The sequence below is a fragment of the Stygiolobus caldivivus genome (genome assembly GCF_019704315.1).
Lineage (GTDB): Archaea > Thermoproteota > Thermoprotei_A > Sulfolobales > Sulfolobaceae > Stygiolobus > Stygiolobus caldivivus.
Genome location: NZ_AP024597.1, coordinates 897,991 through 915,039, shown reverse-complemented (window position 1 = coordinate 915,039; position 17,049 = coordinate 897,991). Strand labels below are relative to the sequence as shown.

16 protein-coding genes and 1 pseudogene are annotated in these 17,049 nt (G+C 42.4%); 6 read left to right on the top strand and 11 right to left on the bottom strand.

The window, feature by feature from the left end; genetic code table 11:
• The first annotated feature begins 327 nt into the window (after positions 1-327).
• Positions 328-1,026, top strand: coding sequence for a carotenoid biosynthesis protein (locus tag KN1_RS04725; protein ID WP_225905783.1), 699 nt, complete (start codon positions 328-330; stop codon positions 1,024-1,026).
• A gap of 401 nt (positions 1,027-1,427) precedes the next feature.
• Here KN1_RS04725 and KN1_RS04720 read toward each other — a convergent pair whose 3' ends face one another.
• Both KN1_RS04720 and KN1_RS04715 read right to left on the bottom strand, forming a co-directional pair.
• Positions 1,428-1,895: a hypothetical protein gene (locus KN1_RS04720; RefSeq protein WP_221289655.1), complete on the bottom strand. Its 468-nt coding sequence runs from the start codon at positions 1,893-1,895 to the stop codon at positions 1,428-1,430.
• A gap of 27 nt (positions 1,896-1,922) precedes the next feature.
• Entirely contained in the window at positions 1,923-2,207 is a 285-nt protein-coding gene (locus KN1_RS04715; RefSeq protein ID WP_221289654.1) for a hypothetical protein, read from the bottom strand.
• Positions 2,208-2,833: 626 nt separating this feature from the next.
• Here KN1_RS04715 and KN1_RS14665 point away from each other — a divergent pair.
• Both KN1_RS14665 and KN1_RS04710 read left to right on the top strand, forming a co-directional pair.
• Positions 2,834-3,236: pseudogene (locus tag KN1_RS14665) on the top strand (zinc ribbon domain-containing protein); the annotation flags it as partial.
• Positions 3,237-3,445: 209 nt separating this feature from the next.
• Positions 3,446-3,745: a hypothetical protein gene (locus tag KN1_RS04710; protein WP_221289653.1), complete on the top strand. Its 300-nt coding sequence runs from the start codon at positions 3,446-3,448 to the stop codon at positions 3,743-3,745.
• Here KN1_RS04710 and KN1_RS04705 read toward each other — a convergent pair.
• Complete coding sequence (locus tag KN1_RS04705; protein WP_221289652.1) at positions 3,740-4,495, bottom strand: DODA-type extradiol aromatic ring-opening family dioxygenase; 756 nt, start codon at positions 4,493-4,495, stop codon at positions 3,740-3,742. The two genes, KN1_RS04710 and KN1_RS04705, sit on opposite strands and share 6 nt — an antisense overlap.
• Positions 4,496-4,722: 227 nt before the next feature.
• Between KN1_RS04705 and KN1_RS04700 the strand changes: the two genes are divergently transcribed.
• Positions 4,723-6,186, top strand: coding sequence for an amino acid permease (locus tag KN1_RS04700; protein WP_221289651.1), 1,464 nt, complete (start codon positions 4,723-4,725; stop codon positions 6,184-6,186).
• Here KN1_RS04700 and KN1_RS04695 read toward each other — a convergent pair whose 3' ends face one another.
• Together KN1_RS04695 and KN1_RS04690 are read right to left on the bottom strand one after the other, a co-directional pair.
• A complete protein-coding gene (locus KN1_RS04695) occupies positions 6,187-6,993 on the bottom strand; it encodes an amidohydrolase family protein (RefSeq protein WP_221290553.1) in 807 nt (268 codons plus the stop codon).
• Positions 6,990-8,852 carry an AMP-binding protein gene (locus KN1_RS04690; RefSeq protein WP_221289650.1) on the bottom strand — a complete coding sequence of 621 codons (1,863 nt, stop codon included), beginning with the start codon at positions 8,850-8,852 and terminating at the stop codon, positions 6,990-6,992. Before KN1_RS04690 ends, KN1_RS04695 begins: the two co-directional genes overlap by 4 nt.
• A gap of 78 nt (positions 8,853-8,930) precedes the next feature.
• Between KN1_RS04690 and KN1_RS04685 the strand changes: the two genes are divergently transcribed.
• On the top strand, positions 8,931-10,040 hold the full coding sequence (locus KN1_RS04685) for an acyl-CoA dehydrogenase family protein (protein WP_221289649.1): 1,110 nt from the start codon (positions 8,931-8,933) through the stop codon (positions 10,038-10,040).
• Between the two features lie 525 nt (positions 10,041-10,565).
• On the opposite strand, the gene KN1_RS04680 is transcribed toward KN1_RS04685, so the two are convergent.
• Entirely contained in the window at positions 10,566-10,784 is a 219-nt protein-coding gene (locus KN1_RS04680) for a VapB-type antitoxin (RefSeq protein ID WP_221289648.1), read from the bottom strand.
• 235 nt (positions 10,785-11,019) lie between these two features.
• On the opposite strand from KN1_RS04680, the gene KN1_RS15085 reads away from it, so the two are divergent.
• A complete protein-coding gene (locus KN1_RS15085; protein WP_225905782.1) occupies positions 11,020-11,166 on the top strand; it encodes a HEPN domain-containing protein in 147 nt (48 codons plus the stop codon).
• Between the two features lie 198 nt (positions 11,167-11,364).
• Here KN1_RS15085 and KN1_RS04670 read toward each other — a convergent pair whose 3' ends face one another.
• The 5 genes from KN1_RS04670 to KN1_RS04650 form a co-directional block, all read right to left on the bottom strand.
• Positions 11,365-11,706, bottom strand: coding sequence for a DUF2173 family protein (locus tag KN1_RS04670; RefSeq protein WP_221289647.1), 342 nt, complete (start codon positions 11,704-11,706; stop codon positions 11,365-11,367).
• Between the two features lie 1,484 nt (positions 11,707-13,190).
• Positions 13,191-13,652, bottom strand: coding sequence for a peroxiredoxin (locus tag KN1_RS04665; RefSeq protein WP_221289646.1), 462 nt, complete (start codon positions 13,650-13,652; stop codon positions 13,191-13,193).
• A gap of 165 nt (positions 13,653-13,817) precedes the next feature.
• A complete protein-coding gene (locus KN1_RS04660; RefSeq protein ID WP_221289645.1) occupies positions 13,818-14,405 on the bottom strand; it encodes a hypothetical protein in 588 nt (195 codons plus the stop codon).
• A 642-nt stretch (positions 14,406-15,047) separates the two neighbouring features.
• Complete coding sequence (locus KN1_RS04655; RefSeq protein WP_221289644.1) at positions 15,048-16,475, bottom strand: phytoene desaturase family protein; 1,428 nt, start codon at positions 16,473-16,475, stop codon at positions 15,048-15,050.
• A 40-nt stretch (positions 16,476-16,515) separates the two neighbouring features.
• The gene (locus KN1_RS04650; RefSeq protein WP_221289643.1) at positions 16,516-16,980 is read right to left on the bottom strand and encodes a sterol desaturase family protein; all 465 of its coding nucleotides are present in this window, start codon (positions 16,978-16,980) and stop codon (positions 16,516-16,518) included.
• Positions 16,981-17,049 lie beyond the last annotated feature (69 nt).

Genomic DNA, 17,049 nt, shown 5'->3' with positions numbered 1-17,049 from the left:
CGAGTAGTCTAGCCGTCGATTCCGGTACTTGTATATTGGGCTCTTCACTTTCAGCCCCACGTTAACCAGAGATACTACTTCTGTAACCTACCCGTTACTATCTTTAGCCCCGTCCTTACTCCAAACATTAAGATTTTTCTCTATAAATTGGAGTAACTATCCGGCTTTATTTTATATCCGTAGGGACTAAAGGAGGTCGTGCAACTTCTACACGCCGAGTCCCTTAAGGGGCTCTGTTGCACTTTAAACTAAACCTTACTATACCTTCTCGGTTTAGAATAGGCTAAACCCCTTTAAAAATAAAAATACCCGCGTCGATAACACCTCATGGTCAAATGGGACATCAATAAAGTTCAACTGGCCTCACTTATCATTCTGGTTTTAGGGATAATTTTGGATGGGATACTCATAGTTTTCTTTTTCTTATCGGTCATTTCGCTTATCCTGATCTCTATGAAGAGGAGAGACGCGATAACAGTGTTCTTAGTTTCAATGATAGTAGGGTTCCTCTCCGAGGAGTTAGGGATACACACGGGGATCCCTTTTGGCCGTTATGAATATAACTTTCCACCTTATATCCTAGGTGTCCCAATATTCGTCATTTTAGGCTGGGGGCTATTCAGTTTTATATCTTACTTAGCTATAATGGACTTCCCAAAAAGGTATAAAGTGGCTTTTTTCCCCTTAATGATGGTCATAATAGACTTGTCTGTCGACCCCATAATGGTCACGGCTCATTTCTGGACCTGGGCACCTTCGCCCTTGGAATGGTTCGGCATCCCGGTGACTAATTTCTTAGGGTGGTATTTGGTGTCCCTCATAATCTCACTTACCTTCCCCAACAGGGCCTACCATGACAGACCGAACCCGCTCTTCATAATACCGTATTTCCTGTTTTCCCTGAAGTTCCTCCTCTTTGCGGAACCCCAGTTATTTGTCCCGTTATTAGTAGCTACCTCCTTAGCCGGGTTAACCTCAATAGTCCTCTACATGGCAGAAAATAGGATAAACGCTAAGTCGGTCTAGTATAAGATAAACCCCGGACAGAGGTGTCAGTTTAACATCACCTTTAATGTTTCGCAGGTTACCCCGTATATATTACCAAGAAAGTACAGTTCGCCCCTTTTCGGGAAAATTGGTCTGGAGGCGCGTATTTATTAACTTATAAATATACCAGTTATAGCGAAATTTCAGCATAGGTCAGAGAGTAAGGTTATATATTTGTGTGCTTTGGTTTAACGTAGGGAAAAAGATAAGGTAAATAATTAGCCTATAGCCGGTACTACTTGCACTTGGTGTAAACCCCCTTCCTTACCGCTTCCAGTTCGTAGCTCTCCCGTTAATTCGGTTATCATCTTGTCTTACCCAAGAATTTAATTACCGCTAGCAGCACAAATGAAGACTTTAGCATATTTAGTCCGCGACGACTATCTAGACTCGCCAATAAACTTTTGAGCCTCTTTTAATGTTACTGCACTCGCTGAAATTAATATCCCGGTATTAAATGCGAGTACGAGGTCTATTATCGCTATAGTTATACTATTTAGTGCAAAAAATTCTAAGGATATCCTAAAAATATAAAGTGCTGTCCACGTTAACGTTATGCTATAAGGCCATTTATAGAAGAGAGTCCCGTCCTTGAAGAAGAATTTTATTTCATTGTTTTGCAGTAACCTATACCCTGTAATATATCCTACGGCACCTAGAGGGGGTAAAAGGAGTAAAACGAGGGGGTCTAGCTGGTAAGAGAAGAATAATATCAAAAGCACATATATTACCGGCCATAAGTACATCCTTGTTTTCCTAAACTTCCTAGGCCTAAGCCTCCTGGCACCTATGTAAATGATGATAATAAGGTAAATAATAAGGGACTGTCCCTCATAATAATTTATCATGGCCCTACACCTCCGCTCACGTTATATTTATTTTAACTTTCTGCTCTTTACCCTCTCCATAGGTTGAAAGGATTTTCCCAAAACGTAGTCGTATATAGTGTTGGATGCCGACGTACACTCCTTGGGAGTCACCGACGAGAATTCCTTTCCTCCTATTTTTATTTTAAATACAAGGTTTTCTTTATCCACGCTTATTAGCTTACCTGAAAGGGGTTTATTGACCGTAGTAGACCCGTAAAGTTTCCCTCCAACCATCAGGTACATATCCCACTTTTTGAGGAGAGGTTTTAATGCATATTCTAAGTATCCCATAGGATATATGCCAATTAGACACTATTAATTAGGTCATGAAAGGTACAATTCCTGAACTAGCATATCAACTTATTTTAAAAAAGGGACAGCCCCTTTTATATGATAGGGGTAAATAACCTTTCTGAGGAAATTAGAGAGGGAAAATAACTCTAAAAAAAATATTAGTTCTAAGCTTTAAGTAATAAAACTGCAATTTTAGGTCCTAAAGGGGTAAGGAAAAACGACTTCACTTAAAACACCGGGAATACGTTATAGACATGAACCGAGTATAAAAATAACAAGTGAAAACAAATTATAGAGTTAACAATTATATGTCCTCCTCTACTAGTACACCTGACACTTATCACATAGCGATGAAAGGTAAAGAGTTCACCTTTATCTCCATCCGGTACCGCACCGTACCATTTCAATATTGGTTTAAGCGAGACGTCCATTATCTCACGGGTCATAACACTTATTACGTTAAGTCTGTTGCCTATAGAGAAAATATACTTAAGCCCTGAGAAAATTAAGGAAGAGCGATTAAAAGGAGTTTGAAATGAGGGACTTTGACCCCTTAGAGAAATCCGATGAAGGCTAAGAATTTGCGAGGAAAGTTTACTTAAGAAAAACGAGGAAAACTATGGATCTATCCCACGACTTTGTTTGCTGTTGAGGAGTAAAATAAACGGTCAATGTTTGAGGACACATACGATCCCCTTAGGAAGATATCGAGGACTGCACGGAGGACTACTCACCGTGCACTAAAACATAAGGCTCCTCTTTACGGTTCTCTCGTTGAGGAAGTGAAGTCCCATCTCACTTCCAAGTCTTGCCCCAGATACGGATGAGGTTCCCGAAAGGTAAGTAGGACTTTTAGGTGTTAGAGGTGTGGTATACTTTGGGCGGTTAAACGCGCACTTGGACATCTACCTCAAGGTGTGCGAGTCCCCCATACGTGACATTCTGCGGGTGCAAGTCTTTGGTTATCCCGCTAAAGGGCGGAGGGGAATGAGTGGAGCTATGCCCCGTGACTCTGGCGAAGTCTAAGGATTGATATGAAATCCAATGAAGCCCAAACCTCTATTTTTTATAAGCGGTTTCGCTGTATGACGTGCGTAATACCCATCTTTCTCTAAATCGATAGTACCGGATTGTCGACCTTAACATAGGCTGTCTAATAAAAATGGTATTCCAAGACAACTATATAATTAATGTTACCCGTCCAGACATTCGATTTCGGAGGATTAGTCAGGTGTATGAGACTGTCAATAGGTGATAGATACGTGGCTGATTCCCTAAGCTTCCTTTTTGCCATTAAGAACCACTATGACGTATCACAATTCGCCCTAACTTCTAAAGGCGTGATCTATGAAGGGGACGCGAGTGGGGTACTGGTAGGCTCGTGCGAGCACCTCATGGGGATAGTTAGGCACTTCGGTGAAGGGGTCGTACTGAGCTCTGCCGTAAAGGTCTGGGAATACGTCCACGGTGACCGCCAAGTTAAGTTTGACCAGAGCGAAAGGGAGTTCTTAGACGCGTTCCTCAACAAGTCATGAATTAAAACTAGCCAACATCATACTCACTCCGGGCCAAGGAGTATCATAAGCGATAACCTTTCCCTTGCTGGGCTGTACTACGCCTAAAAGCATATCAAGGGTTTTTAGCTCACCTTCTGGCATCGCTTCCTTAAACTCCTTAGCATAGACCTTGTAAGCATTTACTATTTCGTCAAACCTCCCCCCGTCGATAAGGTCTTGGAGGATTAAGTCGAACATGGTAGGTCTCGGTCTTACACTAAGGTAGTATAGGTCAAGCCTGTGGGTCGGAGAACTAGTCGCCAGCACCAGAGGCCTCCTACCGGAGTCCCTAAGAACCTCACCTATCCTTTTCCCCAGCTGGTAATGTTCCTCATGGCTTTTGTTACTTATAGATACTGTTACTACCCTTATCCCTTCCGGGAACATGTAGTAAAGGGGTATCCACGCCCCGTGGTCTAGGCCCCACCTACTGTCGGGGGTCAAGAAAGAACTGAGGGTTTCCGCTAACTCCACGTCGTTCTCAGCTTCATAGCAGAACTTGTATAGCTCCTCAGGGAACCCGTAAAAGTCCTGGATACACCTAAGTTTATTTCCTATCTCCACAAAATTTTCATTACTCCATGAAATAAAATGGGGAGAAAAGACCAGCACCACACCGGGGTTATAAGTCTCGCGTATCTCCTTACCTATCCTTTGTAATTCTTTTTTCCACTCCACCTCTTCAGTCAAGATAGTAGGAGACCCGTGACTTGCCAAAAGCCCTAACATAAAAATTACTTCTCAGACTAAGTTTTTAACCACTAAGTTACGCATAGGACACTTATCAAAACCGTGTAATTACAGACTTAACAAAAGGGGAGACGTGGACGACCCAAAAAAGTTAGGGTGTTTCGGTTTTATTTCTATTATCTCCTTATGCTTTTTCACAAATAACTTAGCTTCTAGTGCTCGCACCAAGGAAAAACTTTTAAGATACTGGGCAAATCCTTGCTCTTATGAAATTCCTCAGGGAGTCGTCTGGGTTTGTGAGGGAATTTAACGCGTTTGACGCGTTTGCACTTAATTTCTCATTTTTAGGGCCCGCGGCTGGAGTAGCCTACCCCCTGTTCGTGTCAGCCTTCCTCCCCGAGGCCAGCTGGACAGTATCAGTACTCCTAGGTGCACTCCTCATGACCCCCTTAGTCCTAAACTATTACCTCCTTACCGTCCTGATACCGCGGTCTGGAGGAGACTACGTGTTTGTCTCAAGGGCTTTAGGCCCTTACGCAGGGACTATCTTAGGGATGTCCTTGGTGATGGCTTTTTCCATGGGGTTCCCCGTCCTGGCAATGCTTGAGGTCCTTATGGTGATAGTACCCGGGCTACAGTCCTTAGGGTACGTGTTAAGGGACAAGGCCCTTTTTGCCGTAGCTAGCTCTATCCTCTCCACTCCGCTTTACCTCTTCTCCGTTACGACAGTAGTAATACTCTCTATTTTTGCGTTATCTATATCTGAAAAGGTCTTTGTAAAGACGTTTAGGTACCTCACGGTATTACAGATTATCGGGACCTTAATAATGCTGGGCGGTCTATTCGGTGCAGGAGGCCACGCAGTCGCTTCTGACCTAAACCTCAATGCACAGACCCTTTCCTTGTCCTCTATGTTTGTATTATCAATGTTTGCTTTCGCGAACGCCCCTGCCTTCTTTGCAGGAGAGATAAAAAAGAGCAGGAAAAGTTTCCTAGCAGGGTACCTGATATCTTATGCCGTAGCTACCTTACTGGCCCTCCTCTTAGTAATAGGGATAGAACGCTTGTTCGGGAAAGCCCAATACATAAACTACGTCCTTAACGGCTGGGATTTACCCCTGTCCACGTCATCCCTCTTATCTTTCGGTGTTTACCCGTTCTTAAACCTCCCCCTAATTGTACTCTTTTTGGTGGTGTCGTCCTTAAGCTGGTACGTCCTCTATGCAATGATAAATGTAGGAGCCTCTTCGAGGGTGCTTTTCTCCCTTTCCTTCGATAGAGTACTCCCCTCATTTTTTGCTGAAATAAGGAGAGGGATCCCGGTGTACTCGGTAACATTTACGTTAGTCCTTTCAATGCTGTTCAACTATATCGAAGTGTACTTGGGGTACTCTGTCAGTTTTGCAGTCGATGGGTTATGGTTTGTGATATGGAACTACTTGGTCGTCGCAATAGCGTCAATAAAATACGGGAGAGAGGACAGGAGGATCATGGTCACGGCTATTGCGTCCTTGATGTCCTTGGTACTAGTGGTCATAATGTCAGTAGTCTACGGCCTCGTAGACAGACCGTTCGGGAGTGTTATATTTGAGGGAAATACTGTATTCGACTTCGTCACGATAATGATACCGCCGATTGTAGGGTCTACAGTTTATTTTGTCGCACAGAAGGTCAGGAAAAGACAGGGGATAGAACTAAAGGAAGTGTATAAGGAAATCCCTCCCGAATAACTACCGTAATAGCTTTTCTGCGTTACCCTTCATTATCTTCCTCTTTATGTCCCCGTCTAAGGGTATAGCCTCAAATTCTTTAAGCCACCTCTGAGGGCTTACTAAAGGAAAGTCTGAACCGAAGAGTAATTTCTCGGAGAGCCTCTTAGCGTTATCCCAGACAGCTCTAGGTATGTACTTCGGTGCCCAACCTGACAGATCCACGTAGACATTAGGTTTATGTAAAGCTATCGCTAACGCTTCTTCAGTCCACGGCCACCCGAAATGGGCCAAGACTATCTTTAACTCGGGGAACCTTACGGCTATTTCGTCAAAATAAATAGGCCTCCCGTAGTCCAACCTTATACCCGACCTCACTCCGGCCCCTATCCCCGAAGTCCCGGTATGGAAAACAGCTATTAGACCGTGCCTCTCTACCACCTCGTACAGCTTCATAGCCCTTTCGTCTAAGGGGTGGAAACCCTGCAGCTGGGGGTGAAATTTCACTCCTTGGGGCTCTATTTCCTTTATAGCTTTTTCCAGTTCTTCTTGGGCACTCTGCTTAAGTGGGTCTACCGAGACGAACTTGACCACCCTCGGGTCCCTGATCTCACCTATAAGCCGGTTAGGGATCCCCCTCCCGAGAAATGTCGTAGAGTCTATAGGCAGTATGACTACCCTTTTAATACCTATAGTCTCCATTTCGTCTAAGGTCTGCCTGAGGTCTTTAACCTCTACCTTAGCGTTAAAGTACCTCAGGGCGGGCTCCGCATACTCACCCAAGTAGTTAAGGAATTCTTTAACCGGGGCGTGAAAGTGAAAGTCTATTGCGCTAATACCTTCCTCAACTCCTCAAGTACTGAAGGGTCATCGAGAGTTGATACGTCCCCTATTTCCTCTCCTCTCGCCAACGCCCTTAATAGCCTCCTCATTATCTTACCGCTCTTAGTCTTAGGTAACCTCCTCACGAACACGACTCTGTCAATTATGTACCCGCTGTTCCTTAGGTACTCTTTTATCTCGTTTTCAAGTTGGTGGCTTTCCGATACTCCTTTTTTGGGTACGACGACTACTAAAATCCCCTCTCCGCCCTCCTTTTTATACCCTACGGCAGCAGCTTCAGCGACTGCAGGGTGAGTTACGACTACACTCTCCACTTCCATTGTACCGATCCTTTCACCGGAACTTATGACGTCGTCAGCTCTACCTAAGACGTACAAGTAGCCGTCCTCATCTACATAGCCGTAATCTCCGGTGTAAAAGTAGCCCTGAAACCTGGACCAATACGTCTTGACCATCTTCTCCCCGTTCAGGTCTTTATGCATCTTAGCTAACGCCGGGTTGTTAGGCCTCAGTACAATGTAACCCTTACTCTTTGGGGGTAAAGGTCTCCCTTCATCGTCGACTACTATAAACTCTGACCCGGGGAACTTTGAGCCTGCAGACCCAGGCTTGTACGGTATTTCCGCTATCCCGAACGGGGTGGCGGCGACCGGGTAGAGGTGTTCCGTCATCCAATACGCGTCGGCGATATAGACGGCAGGTAAGTGCTCCCTTAACCACTTCCACGCCCCCACGTTCAGGGGCTCTCCCGTGTTCAATATCATCCTAAGTGATGAGAGGTCCCCTGACTTTACGGACTCCTCACCGAGGCTTTTGAGCGTGTACAAGGTCGTGGTCGAAGACCAGACCAAGGAGACCCCGAACCTCTCAATTATCCTCGAGAAGAGGTCGGATTTATACCCTACAAACCCCTCAAATAGCACCCCCGTTAAACCGAGTACAGGAATTACGTATACGTTAGCCATGGGCCAGACAGGCCACCCCAGTTCCGATATAGTCCACCAGACGTCATCTCCTTTAGGGCTGAAGATAGACTTAAATGCCGTGTTTAACGCTACCAAGTACCCGCCATTTGAGTGGGTCAGGCCCTTAGGCCTCCCGGTAGTCCCCGAGGTATAGTATATCGTAGCTGTCTCGTTGGACTCTACAGCTACCGGGTCTACTTCCACTCTGCCCCTCGGTTTTACCTCCTCATATATTACGTCCCTGCTGTTGACGTTAAAGTCATCATACCCCCTCTTAACTACCAGCAGTTTTTCAACTGGAGTTTTATACTCATTAAGGAGTTTGTCTACAAAGTCCTTTATCCTGATCTCGTTACCGTTTCTGAAGCCCTTACTTGCGACGACCATGACCTTTGAATCACAGTCGTTCAGCCTATAACTTAATGTCTCAGCACTCAGGCCTACATAATGGATCACGAGAGTCGCCCCGAGCCTATGGGCAGCCAGGGAGAAGTACAATGCCTCGGGGATACTGGGCATGAGTAATGATACCGAATCTCCTCTTTTGACTCCGAGTTCCCTGAGGACATAGGCAGCTCTGTTTACCTCACAGTATAGGTCCCTATAAGATATCGCCTTACTTTCCAGCCTCTCGTTAACCCAGTAAAAAGCTACTTTTTCTGCTTTATCGGGTAAGTGACGGTCTACAGCGTTATAAGAAATATTAAGAAAACCATTTACGAACCATTTCTCGAACGGGGGCTGTCCTTCAATTATTTTATCCGGTCTCCTGAACCAAGTGAGGACTTTGGACTTATCAGCCCAGAACTTCTCCGGGTCTCTTTTCGCTTCCTCCCATTCCCTTATCACTTTTTCTAGCCCGTAAAACTTGGCTTCCATAAAATTATATTACGTTAATTACAATATATAGTTTACTTTGAACATTTATTTATTAATAATTAATTCTAATTTTAATTTATGAGTGAACTTTTGTTGTCCTCCGTAAGGGAATTCGTAAAAAGGTATGTTGAACCGGTAGCTGTTAAGGTCGACAGAGAGGACTGGTACCCCCGAGAACTGGTGAGGAAAATGGGAGAAATGGGGTTCCTGGCCCCGATGGCGGAGGGCCTCAACTTACTTGAGACTAGCTTAATTTTAAAAGAGGTCTCCAAATCCAGCGGTTCTGTCGCCTTAATCCAAGACGCTCAGGGAGAATTGGTTACCGAACCTCTCAGGGTGTACGGGGACGAAAAGGAAATTGTCGAAAAGCTCTCTAAGGGGGAACTGATCGGAGGTTTTGCCCTCAGTGAACCTCAGGGAGGGAGTGACGTCGCTTCAATAAGGACGAGGGCTGAGAGACAGAACGGGAGGTGGGTAATAAAGGGGAAGAAGATGTGGACTACGCAAGGACTATATGCTGACGTGTTTATTGTCGCCGCTAAAACAGGTGATAAAGGACTGAAGTCGATAACTACGTTTTTAGTGGAGAGAGGGCCTTGTACTAAGGTGGATAAAATAGAGGTCATGGGTAATAGGGGGACGGGTACTGCAGAAGTAGAATTTAACGGGTGCGAAGCCAAGAGCGTTATTGGAGGTGTAGACGGGGGGTGGGAGGTGGTAAAGTACGCGCTCTTAGTCGGGAGGGTCGCGATTTCTGCCATTGCGATAGGTCTAGCCGAAGGGGCTGTGGAAGAGGCGATAAGCTGGGCCCAAGAGAGGGAGCTCTTCGGTAGTAAACTGGCGGACAAGCAGGGGATACAGTGGTATATCGCAGATGCGGTAGCGAAGCTCTCGTCGTTAAATACGATGTTAAAGTCCTTCGTTAAGGCCGAGGACGTGTTTAAAGACGAGGGCAGGATCGCAGTTTTAAAGTATGTGTCGACCAAGGTAGCGACTGAGGTAGTGGATAGAGCTGTGCAGATAATGGGAGGGTTAGGCTATGCAAAAGGGAGCAAGTCCGAGAGGGCTTATAGGGACGTAAGGCTGACCAGGATAGGAGAAGGTACTGATGAAGTGCAACTCGGGATAATTTATAAAGTACTCAGGAGAGAAGGGTTACAGTATTTCACAGATAACATGTCAATTTAATATAATTTGTTTTTTTATTTTATTTAATATATAAATGTACAAATATAATTAATTATAGGGCTAGTTGGACTATAAAGCTACTCTTAATGCACAAAATGGTATCAAAGATAGCTAAATGTTGTACTAGCTAATTCTAGGGCTCGAAAGGTGCACTGGGTTCAAGGTTTAAGGCCATGAGAAAATCAGATGAGCCTTAGCCCATATTCTTCCAATCTTCTAAAATGTTTCTTGTTGTTAGTCCTTAAAGCTAGGTTATTTGCTATGCATATGGAAGCTATGAGTAGGTCTGGGTCTTCTACTAATTTTTTTGTCTTAGGTCTGTATAAACCCTTGAGGCTATTTTTAAAGGACTATTGTGTATACACAGTACGGTAAGGTTGGCCTCAATCCAGACCTTAAACCCATCTACGTTTTTCCCTATAAACCCCATCCCCCTTAAGTACTCACAAAGGTTGACACATGTAGTATAATAACCTATGGCCCCTCTAGGGTCTCCTTTAAAAGAGCCGATAAGTATGTCAGAGTCTAAGCAAACTCTCTTACTTTCCAATTCTCCCTGTCCTCTAGTACCAGCCTTTTCAGCGTCTCCACCTCCTCAGTTAACGTAGGTACGTTCTCTCCCTTAAGTACTTCTTGGAAAAATTCATCCCAGGTTAAAGGTTTACCTAACTTGACCTCCATTTCTTTTTTCTTCCTTTCAAGCAGTTCTTTGACCTCTTCGCTCACACTTATTGTTGATTTCACGTGAAATTATGTGATTACATAATTATATATGCTTGCTGAAGACAGAACCGATAATCTCCGGACAGATGGTGATATGACTGACTTGAGAAGGATTAGACTAGCAAAGAGTATAATAAAACCTCATTTAATAAAGGGCTAAAGTTGTTATAAGATAGCTAATTCAAATTATTATAAAAAAGAAATATAATGTAAATTTTTAGTACGAACTCTTCCAAAACCCGTTAACACCTAAAACATGTTAATTATACTATGTCTAGCGAAGAGAGTAGAGGATTGGTTAAAGCAAGCTGAGAGGGACCTGGAAGAAGCCCGTTTTGCAAACTCTGGAGGATATTACGAACTCATGCTTTCTTCCTCAGCAACGTGTAGAAAAAGCAGTTAAAGGTTTATTGCAGTTCCAAGGCATCGAAAAAAAAGAGGCTATTCGATACCTCACTTATTATACCCGGCAGTTAATAAAGGGCAACAATGCCGTTAGTGTAGGGGTAAAAATTCACTAAACAAGAGAATACGCCTTACCCTTTAGTCCTTAACAAAGTATAAAATCAAATATAAAAAAAACTAATTGCTTTCCCGGTTTTCACTCTCTAGCTACTTCTCCTAACTCTTTGAATATTAGGTTGAAGTCGGCTTCATCTAGTTTCACGAATATCCCGTAGTGCCCCATCACGCATACTGCGTAGTCACCTGCAGCTACAGCCCACCCGTGGAACGGTGTCCATTTCATCTTGGTCAACATGGTAAACCCTTCGGCTTCCATACTGCCCATCATTGTATTCGCCGCACACATCTTAGCTACCAGTTCCGCTATTTCTTTGGGTATGTCACCTTTGTACCCCAGTAGTTTTCCGTCTGCTGAAAAATGACCAGCTGCTATCGTTCCCTTTATTTTCATCAACCTATCGAGTTTTGCCTCGCTCATTTTTGTTCACTTTATCTTATATCTACCATTTATATAAGATTTTTGCAAAACTCTTTTTAATTTCAATATAATCATAACTTACATACTTTTAATTTATCATGATTATCATGATAAATTGTTTAGCCTAATTTTAAAGAGGGTGTAATATTTCTATAGTAAAATTTTTATATAGAATTATTCTTTATTTTTAATAAGAATAATTTAAAAGAAGTAAAAACAATATTATAACCAAGGGACGGACACAAAAAACTAACCTTCAGAGGATAAAGGGCCCGTTATCCTGAAAACTGCTTATACCAGCCACAGCCTAAAGGGCAAGATACCTTTAAAACTGTCTTGTATGTTAACGAGAAAAACCTTTGCTATTTGACACGTTACAAAGTGTAATATAGCTTCAAACTTACTACTTTCATACTCTGACCTCTTCAGCACCCTAAGCTGTAGACCTCGACCCCTTTTCCGCTTTCATTTCAATTATTATTGAATATAGGGACTTAGCATTCGAGCACCTATTGGTAGGTGGGTCACGGGACTCCTTTGAGCCAACTGCGCGTGGCTCGCGCTTCCGTAAATTCCACACCTTCGGGCATAACTCACGCCGGCATGAGGGGTCATTTTCTCCATAGGAATGCAAAATAAACGAAGATAAAAAAGCAACATGGAAAAAGGACTTCAGCCTATAAAGTTAGTAGTAGGCATGATGGCCTCTCCTTCTGATACTTCAAGGGCTCTACGGTATCGTTTCTTACACGTATGTTTATAACAATAATGATGAAAGTTTTTCCCAATGACTAGATTATTGTGATAGTTTAGAAATGATGTTTCATTAAAATCACGAGAATATGCATAGATAAAAAGATAAAGGGTGTGAGAAGACGACTTGGTTATCAGTATCCAAATCAAAAAATAAGTGGCTTTAAAGCTTAACGTAACATCTCTAGTATAAAGAGCGATTTTAGAGATTTTGCTCTACTTTAGACTATGATCGGTGTTACATAAAATAAGGAAGTATAAGTAAGAACATAAGTATTCTTGGTAATACTTAGTAGATACGATTTTTCAATAAATATAATGACACAAGTGCTTAAGAGCATTAAGCCCTGACTGGAAATCCGTAATATCAATTATCAATGCTTATTCACACTCTAAAGGTAAATATTGGCACAAGGCTGCTTTATACGGTTACTGGATAAGTTTTTTGACGTGGTATATCTATCTCTACTTTCGAGATCTGACTAAGTATAATTTAGTAAGAACATTAAGATGTAGATTTCAGATAAGATAATACAAAGAATTGAGATACGATTCATATTAAGAGTAGTATAAGATTATTGTTTTTTAGTACGCACTTCTTATCCTGATAAATCGTTAATAACTACATGTTTATAATTTTCTTGTCTATATTTTATTTCAGGCCAAACTCTCTATTCCTATCAAGAATAATTTAGGAGACTAAGAAATTTAATTCCGTATCCTTTAACAGTTTAGTTACTCGTTTTCTCAGACTCACCCTTTATTACTTTGAGGGCTTCTGTAACGTGTGATGACGGGCTGAGCTGAGAAGAATAGATATGGATTATCCTCCCTTCCTTATCTATTACAAATGTTACCCTAGGTGGGACGAGCAAGCCTTTGGCACCGTAAAGTTCCCTTATTCTACCGTCTTCATCTGACACGAGGATAAAAGGTAACGAATATTTCTGTTTAAACTTTTTATGTGACTCTACAGAGTCTCCGCTTACTCCTATAACCACAGCGTTAAGTTTCTCTAGGTCTTTAAAATTGTCCCTGAATGACATAGCTTCTACTCTACACCCCGGAGTGTCGTCCTTAGGGTAAAAGTATAGTACCACAAATTTACCCCTAAAGTCTGATAACTTAATTTTGGTACCCTCGTCTGTGACCACTTCAAAATCCGGTGCTTGGTCTCCGATTTTTACTTTCATAAGATAATTCTCACAACTTTCGTATTAATTTTCATGTTTTAATAAACCGTTTACATTAAATAAGGGGAGTTAAACCTGGCTTCTTCCTATAATTAAAAACAAAGTCTATAACACGTATTACCGTGAAGTGCCTCTCGCTAAAGGGCAAACTTGTCGCTCATTTTGTCATAAAATACTACTCGATTTTTTAAAATATTCATTAGCTATTTTTTCGGCTAGGTCCTTCGTGATCACGTCAACTTCATAATACATAGGTCTAAACTCAAATATCCTAGTGACTACAGCACGCCTATCGTCTACCAAGCTGAAATGAGCTATGACTAGAGAAGGTATAGCGTAGTTTAAGACCCCTTTCAGTACTACGAGGGCCGAGTACATAAGCACTTGTAGACTCCCTTTCATTAAGACCTCCATTACGGGAGAGGAATAAGATTCGACATTTAGCCTAGTGGTCTTGACCTCAATTACTTTTTTAGTATCAAAATCTATAGCGTCTGGCTCCCCAGAGAGTTCTCCTAGATTTATTATATTCTTAACTCTCTTAATACCTAAGAACCTGAGTACTGACCTTTCTACACTATAAGTATAATCAAACTTTAACCGCTTATTCTTACTTACGAGTGAAGATATAGAAGAAGACTGTATTTGGTCAAATTTATTCTTTATAACTTTTGCGGTGGTCGGTAGATTAATTTTCTGAGTAAATTCGAGCCTGCATGAAAGGTTTTTAGTAAACCTTATAATATCCTTCATTAATTTATTTATGAGAAAATATCTATATTAGCTTTACTCTACTTTTTATCATTAAAGTTATAGTTAATTTAGGTAGATTAGTGATTTTAGTTTCGTAAATAATGGTCTTAATTTAATTTTTAGACTCCCTTATACCTCCCTTCGAACAGGACATCATCATTTATTAACCTATACCTATAGTCGGTCAGCTATTATACTTAGTAAAACCTTGAGAGTCAAGGACTAATCTCTCGTAGGACAGTACATAACGTCCTTAACTTTGTGGAGGGGTCATAGTCAGAAGGTGCGGTCATTTATAAACTAATCACCTTAGCCTTTAAGGCCTGACCAAGCTCATATAACAAATTTATAACATTTGTTAAGAATGAGTTTAAAGATATAGAATTTTAAAAAACAATGATTAGTAGTAATAATGTGACCAGAGAGCCTCTTTTTCACTTGCTCTATAATAACTTGATCTCACATGTACGTTTAATTCCACTTACTACAAAAATGTTTTTGACCCACCCTGTAAACTTACCCTTAATTATAAGTTCCGTCATCACCTGGGTGCCTACTTCTAATGGAAATGATATTTCGAAAGTTTTTATAACATAAATAAAAGACAAGCGCAGTTGTTGGGAAAAAAGATCACTTAATCCTTCACTCTTTGAGTTGGCTAACTACAATTTGAGTGGCGACCTGAGCAGATATAATTACCATAGGTACACCGATACCGGGGTGGGTATACTGGCCCGTATATAATAGGTTAGACAGCCTCCTGTTCCTCATTGAAGGCCTGAACAGTGCCGTCTGCGACAAGGTATGGGCTAACCCAAACGCTGTCCCTAAGGTCGCGTTATAGTCGAGCCTGAACTCACGCGGGGTGAAAAACCTGATATAGTCTACTTCTCTTATCCCGTGTTTCTCTAAGTATTCAAAAACGACCTTTTTAGCTATAGACTCTGAGTCCCCATTAAACCCGGGGGGAAGGGGTATGAGGAAGAATAGGGAATCACCGCCCTCAGGGGCTAAGCCTTGTTCGCTCTTACTCCTTATACTCACGTAATATGAAAGTCCTTCAGGTAACGGGGAGTTGTTGAAAATAGCGGAGAAGTGTTTTTTCCAGTCACCCCTGATGACTATGTGGTGGTGGGGCTCGTCTATACTATCCCTTATACCTACAAATGCCAAAACTGCAGAAGGAGCATAGACCCTCGTGTCCCAGTACCCCTCGTCGTAGTTAGAATAACCTACGGGTAAGACGTTTTGGTCTAACCATCTATAATCGCCTGAAAACACGAAGAGGTCACCGTCTACTTCTCCCTTGTTCGTCTTGAGGGCGTAGACTTTGCGGTCTTTTACCTTAGCCTTTACCACTTCCTCTCCTAACCTGACGTCATAGTCACCTACCAACCCCTCTACAATTTTCCCGAACCCCCCTTTGGGGTAAAACACACCTTGACCGAATATCGGGTAGTTAACTAAGGCATAAAGCCCGGGTATGACGTCCGGGGAGCCTCCTAAGAACACCGAAGCGAAACCCGTGAGCTTTAACATATCTTCCGACTTAAAGAACCTTTTATTAAAACTCTCTAAACTGCTGAAAAGGCCTAATTTCACCGCCTCTCCCATTACTTCCCTGGTAAAGAGGTCTCCCGGTGCACTGTATTCGCGGTATAAGAACTTCTTCATTGCGGTCTCGTACATAAATCGCGTGTACTCTAAGTACCTTTCCATCTTCTCGAAACCGTTCTCCTCAAGCTTGTTTAATTCCTCCTTATTATCACTCATGTCTGGGTATATGACTATGTCCTTCTTCCAGTCTATCGTGAGTTTAAAAGAAGGGGAGAGCTTGACCAACTCGTAAGGCCGTCTCTTTCCGATTGAAGAAAATAGGCAGTCGAATACTTCAGGCATTAAGTACCAAGAAGGTCCCATATCGAACTTATACCCTTTTTCCTCTAAGACCCTAGCCCTCCCTCCGAGAGTGTTATTCTTTTCCACTAAAGTCACTTCAATTCCTTGCCTAGATAAAAGAGAGGCAGTAGCCAGACCTGAAAAACCTCCCCCTATCACGACCGCTTTCATTTAGCTTTCACACCTCTCACTGTTGCAAGGCAAGGAGACGTTAGTGTGTAGTGCTTTCCTTCCTAGGGATTTTGTCAATACCCGGGATGACCAATAAGAACCCCCAGTTGCCTTTTCCCTCCCTGTGGTGGACGTCATGGACTTCTATTAAAGTCCTCAGAACCGGGTTACTCATGGCCTTTTTCCTCAGCCTTAAATGGCGGTTGTGTATGACCATGTCGTGGATAGTAAAGTAAGCTATACCGTAACCGGTCATCCCTAATGCTACGGACAAGGGTATCAGGTTCCCGCTAGTTATCCAGAGCAACATCAGGTAGACGGATATCCCAGCGAACAGTAAACCGAATAGGTCGTTCTTCTGAAAACTTGAAGAAGTTGGGTAATGGTGGTCTTTGTGTATACTCCAAAGTAAGCCGTGCATCAAGTATTTATGCATAAGCCTCGCTACGAATTCCATTCCTACGAACGTGATAAGTGCTATTGCTAGGTAAATTAGGAAATCCATATTTGATACTTTCCAGAGATAGGAAATAAGAATGTGTTCTAATACTTGTTACAAATAATCTTAACTTCT

Coding starts and splice junctions, on each gene's coding strand:
- KN1_RS04725 (WP_225905783.1), top strand. CDS start 328: ATGGTCAAATGGGACATCAATAAAGTTCAACTGGCCTCACTTATCATT.
- KN1_RS04720 (WP_221289655.1), bottom strand. CDS start 1,895: ATGATAAATTATTATGAGGGACAGTCCCTTATTATTTACCTTATTATC.
- KN1_RS04715 (WP_221289654.1), bottom strand. CDS start 2,207: ATGGGATACTTAGAATATGCATTAAAACCTCTCCTCAAAAAGTGGGAT.
- KN1_RS04710 (WP_221289653.1), top strand. CDS start 3,446: ATGAGACTGTCAATAGGTGATAGATACGTGGCTGATTCCCTAAGCTTC.
- KN1_RS04705 (WP_221289652.1), bottom strand. CDS start 4,495: ATGTTAGGGCTTTTGGCAAGTCACGGGTCTCCTACTATCTTGACTGAA.
- KN1_RS04700 (WP_221289651.1), top strand. CDS start 4,723: ATGAAATTCCTCAGGGAGTCGTCTGGGTTTGTGAGGGAATTTAACGCG.
- KN1_RS04690 (WP_221289650.1), bottom strand. CDS start 8,852: ATGGAAGCCAAGTTTTACGGGCTAGAAAAAGTGATAAGGGAATGGGAG.
- KN1_RS04685 (WP_221289649.1), top strand. CDS start 8,931: ATGAGTGAACTTTTGTTGTCCTCCGTAAGGGAATTCGTAAAAAGGTAT.
- KN1_RS15085 (WP_225905782.1), top strand. CDS start 11,020: ATGTTAATTATACTATGTCTAGCGAAGAGAGTAGAGGATTGGTTAAAG.
- KN1_RS04670 (WP_221289647.1), bottom strand. CDS start 11,706: ATGAGCGAGGCAAAACTCGATAGGTTGATGAAAATAAAGGGAACGATA.
- KN1_RS04665 (WP_221289646.1), bottom strand. CDS start 13,652: ATGAAAGTAAAAATCGGAGACCAAGCACCGGATTTTGAAGTGGTCACA.
- KN1_RS04660 (WP_221289645.1), bottom strand. CDS start 14,405: ATGAAGGATATTATAAGGTTTACTAAAAACCTTTCATGCAGGCTCGAA.
- KN1_RS04655 (WP_221289644.1), bottom strand. CDS start 16,475: ATGAAAGCGGTCGTGATAGGGGGAGGTTTTTCAGGTCTGGCTACTGCC.
- KN1_RS04650 (WP_221289643.1), bottom strand. CDS start 16,980: ATGGATTTCCTAATTTACCTAGCAATAGCACTTATCACGTTCGTAGGA.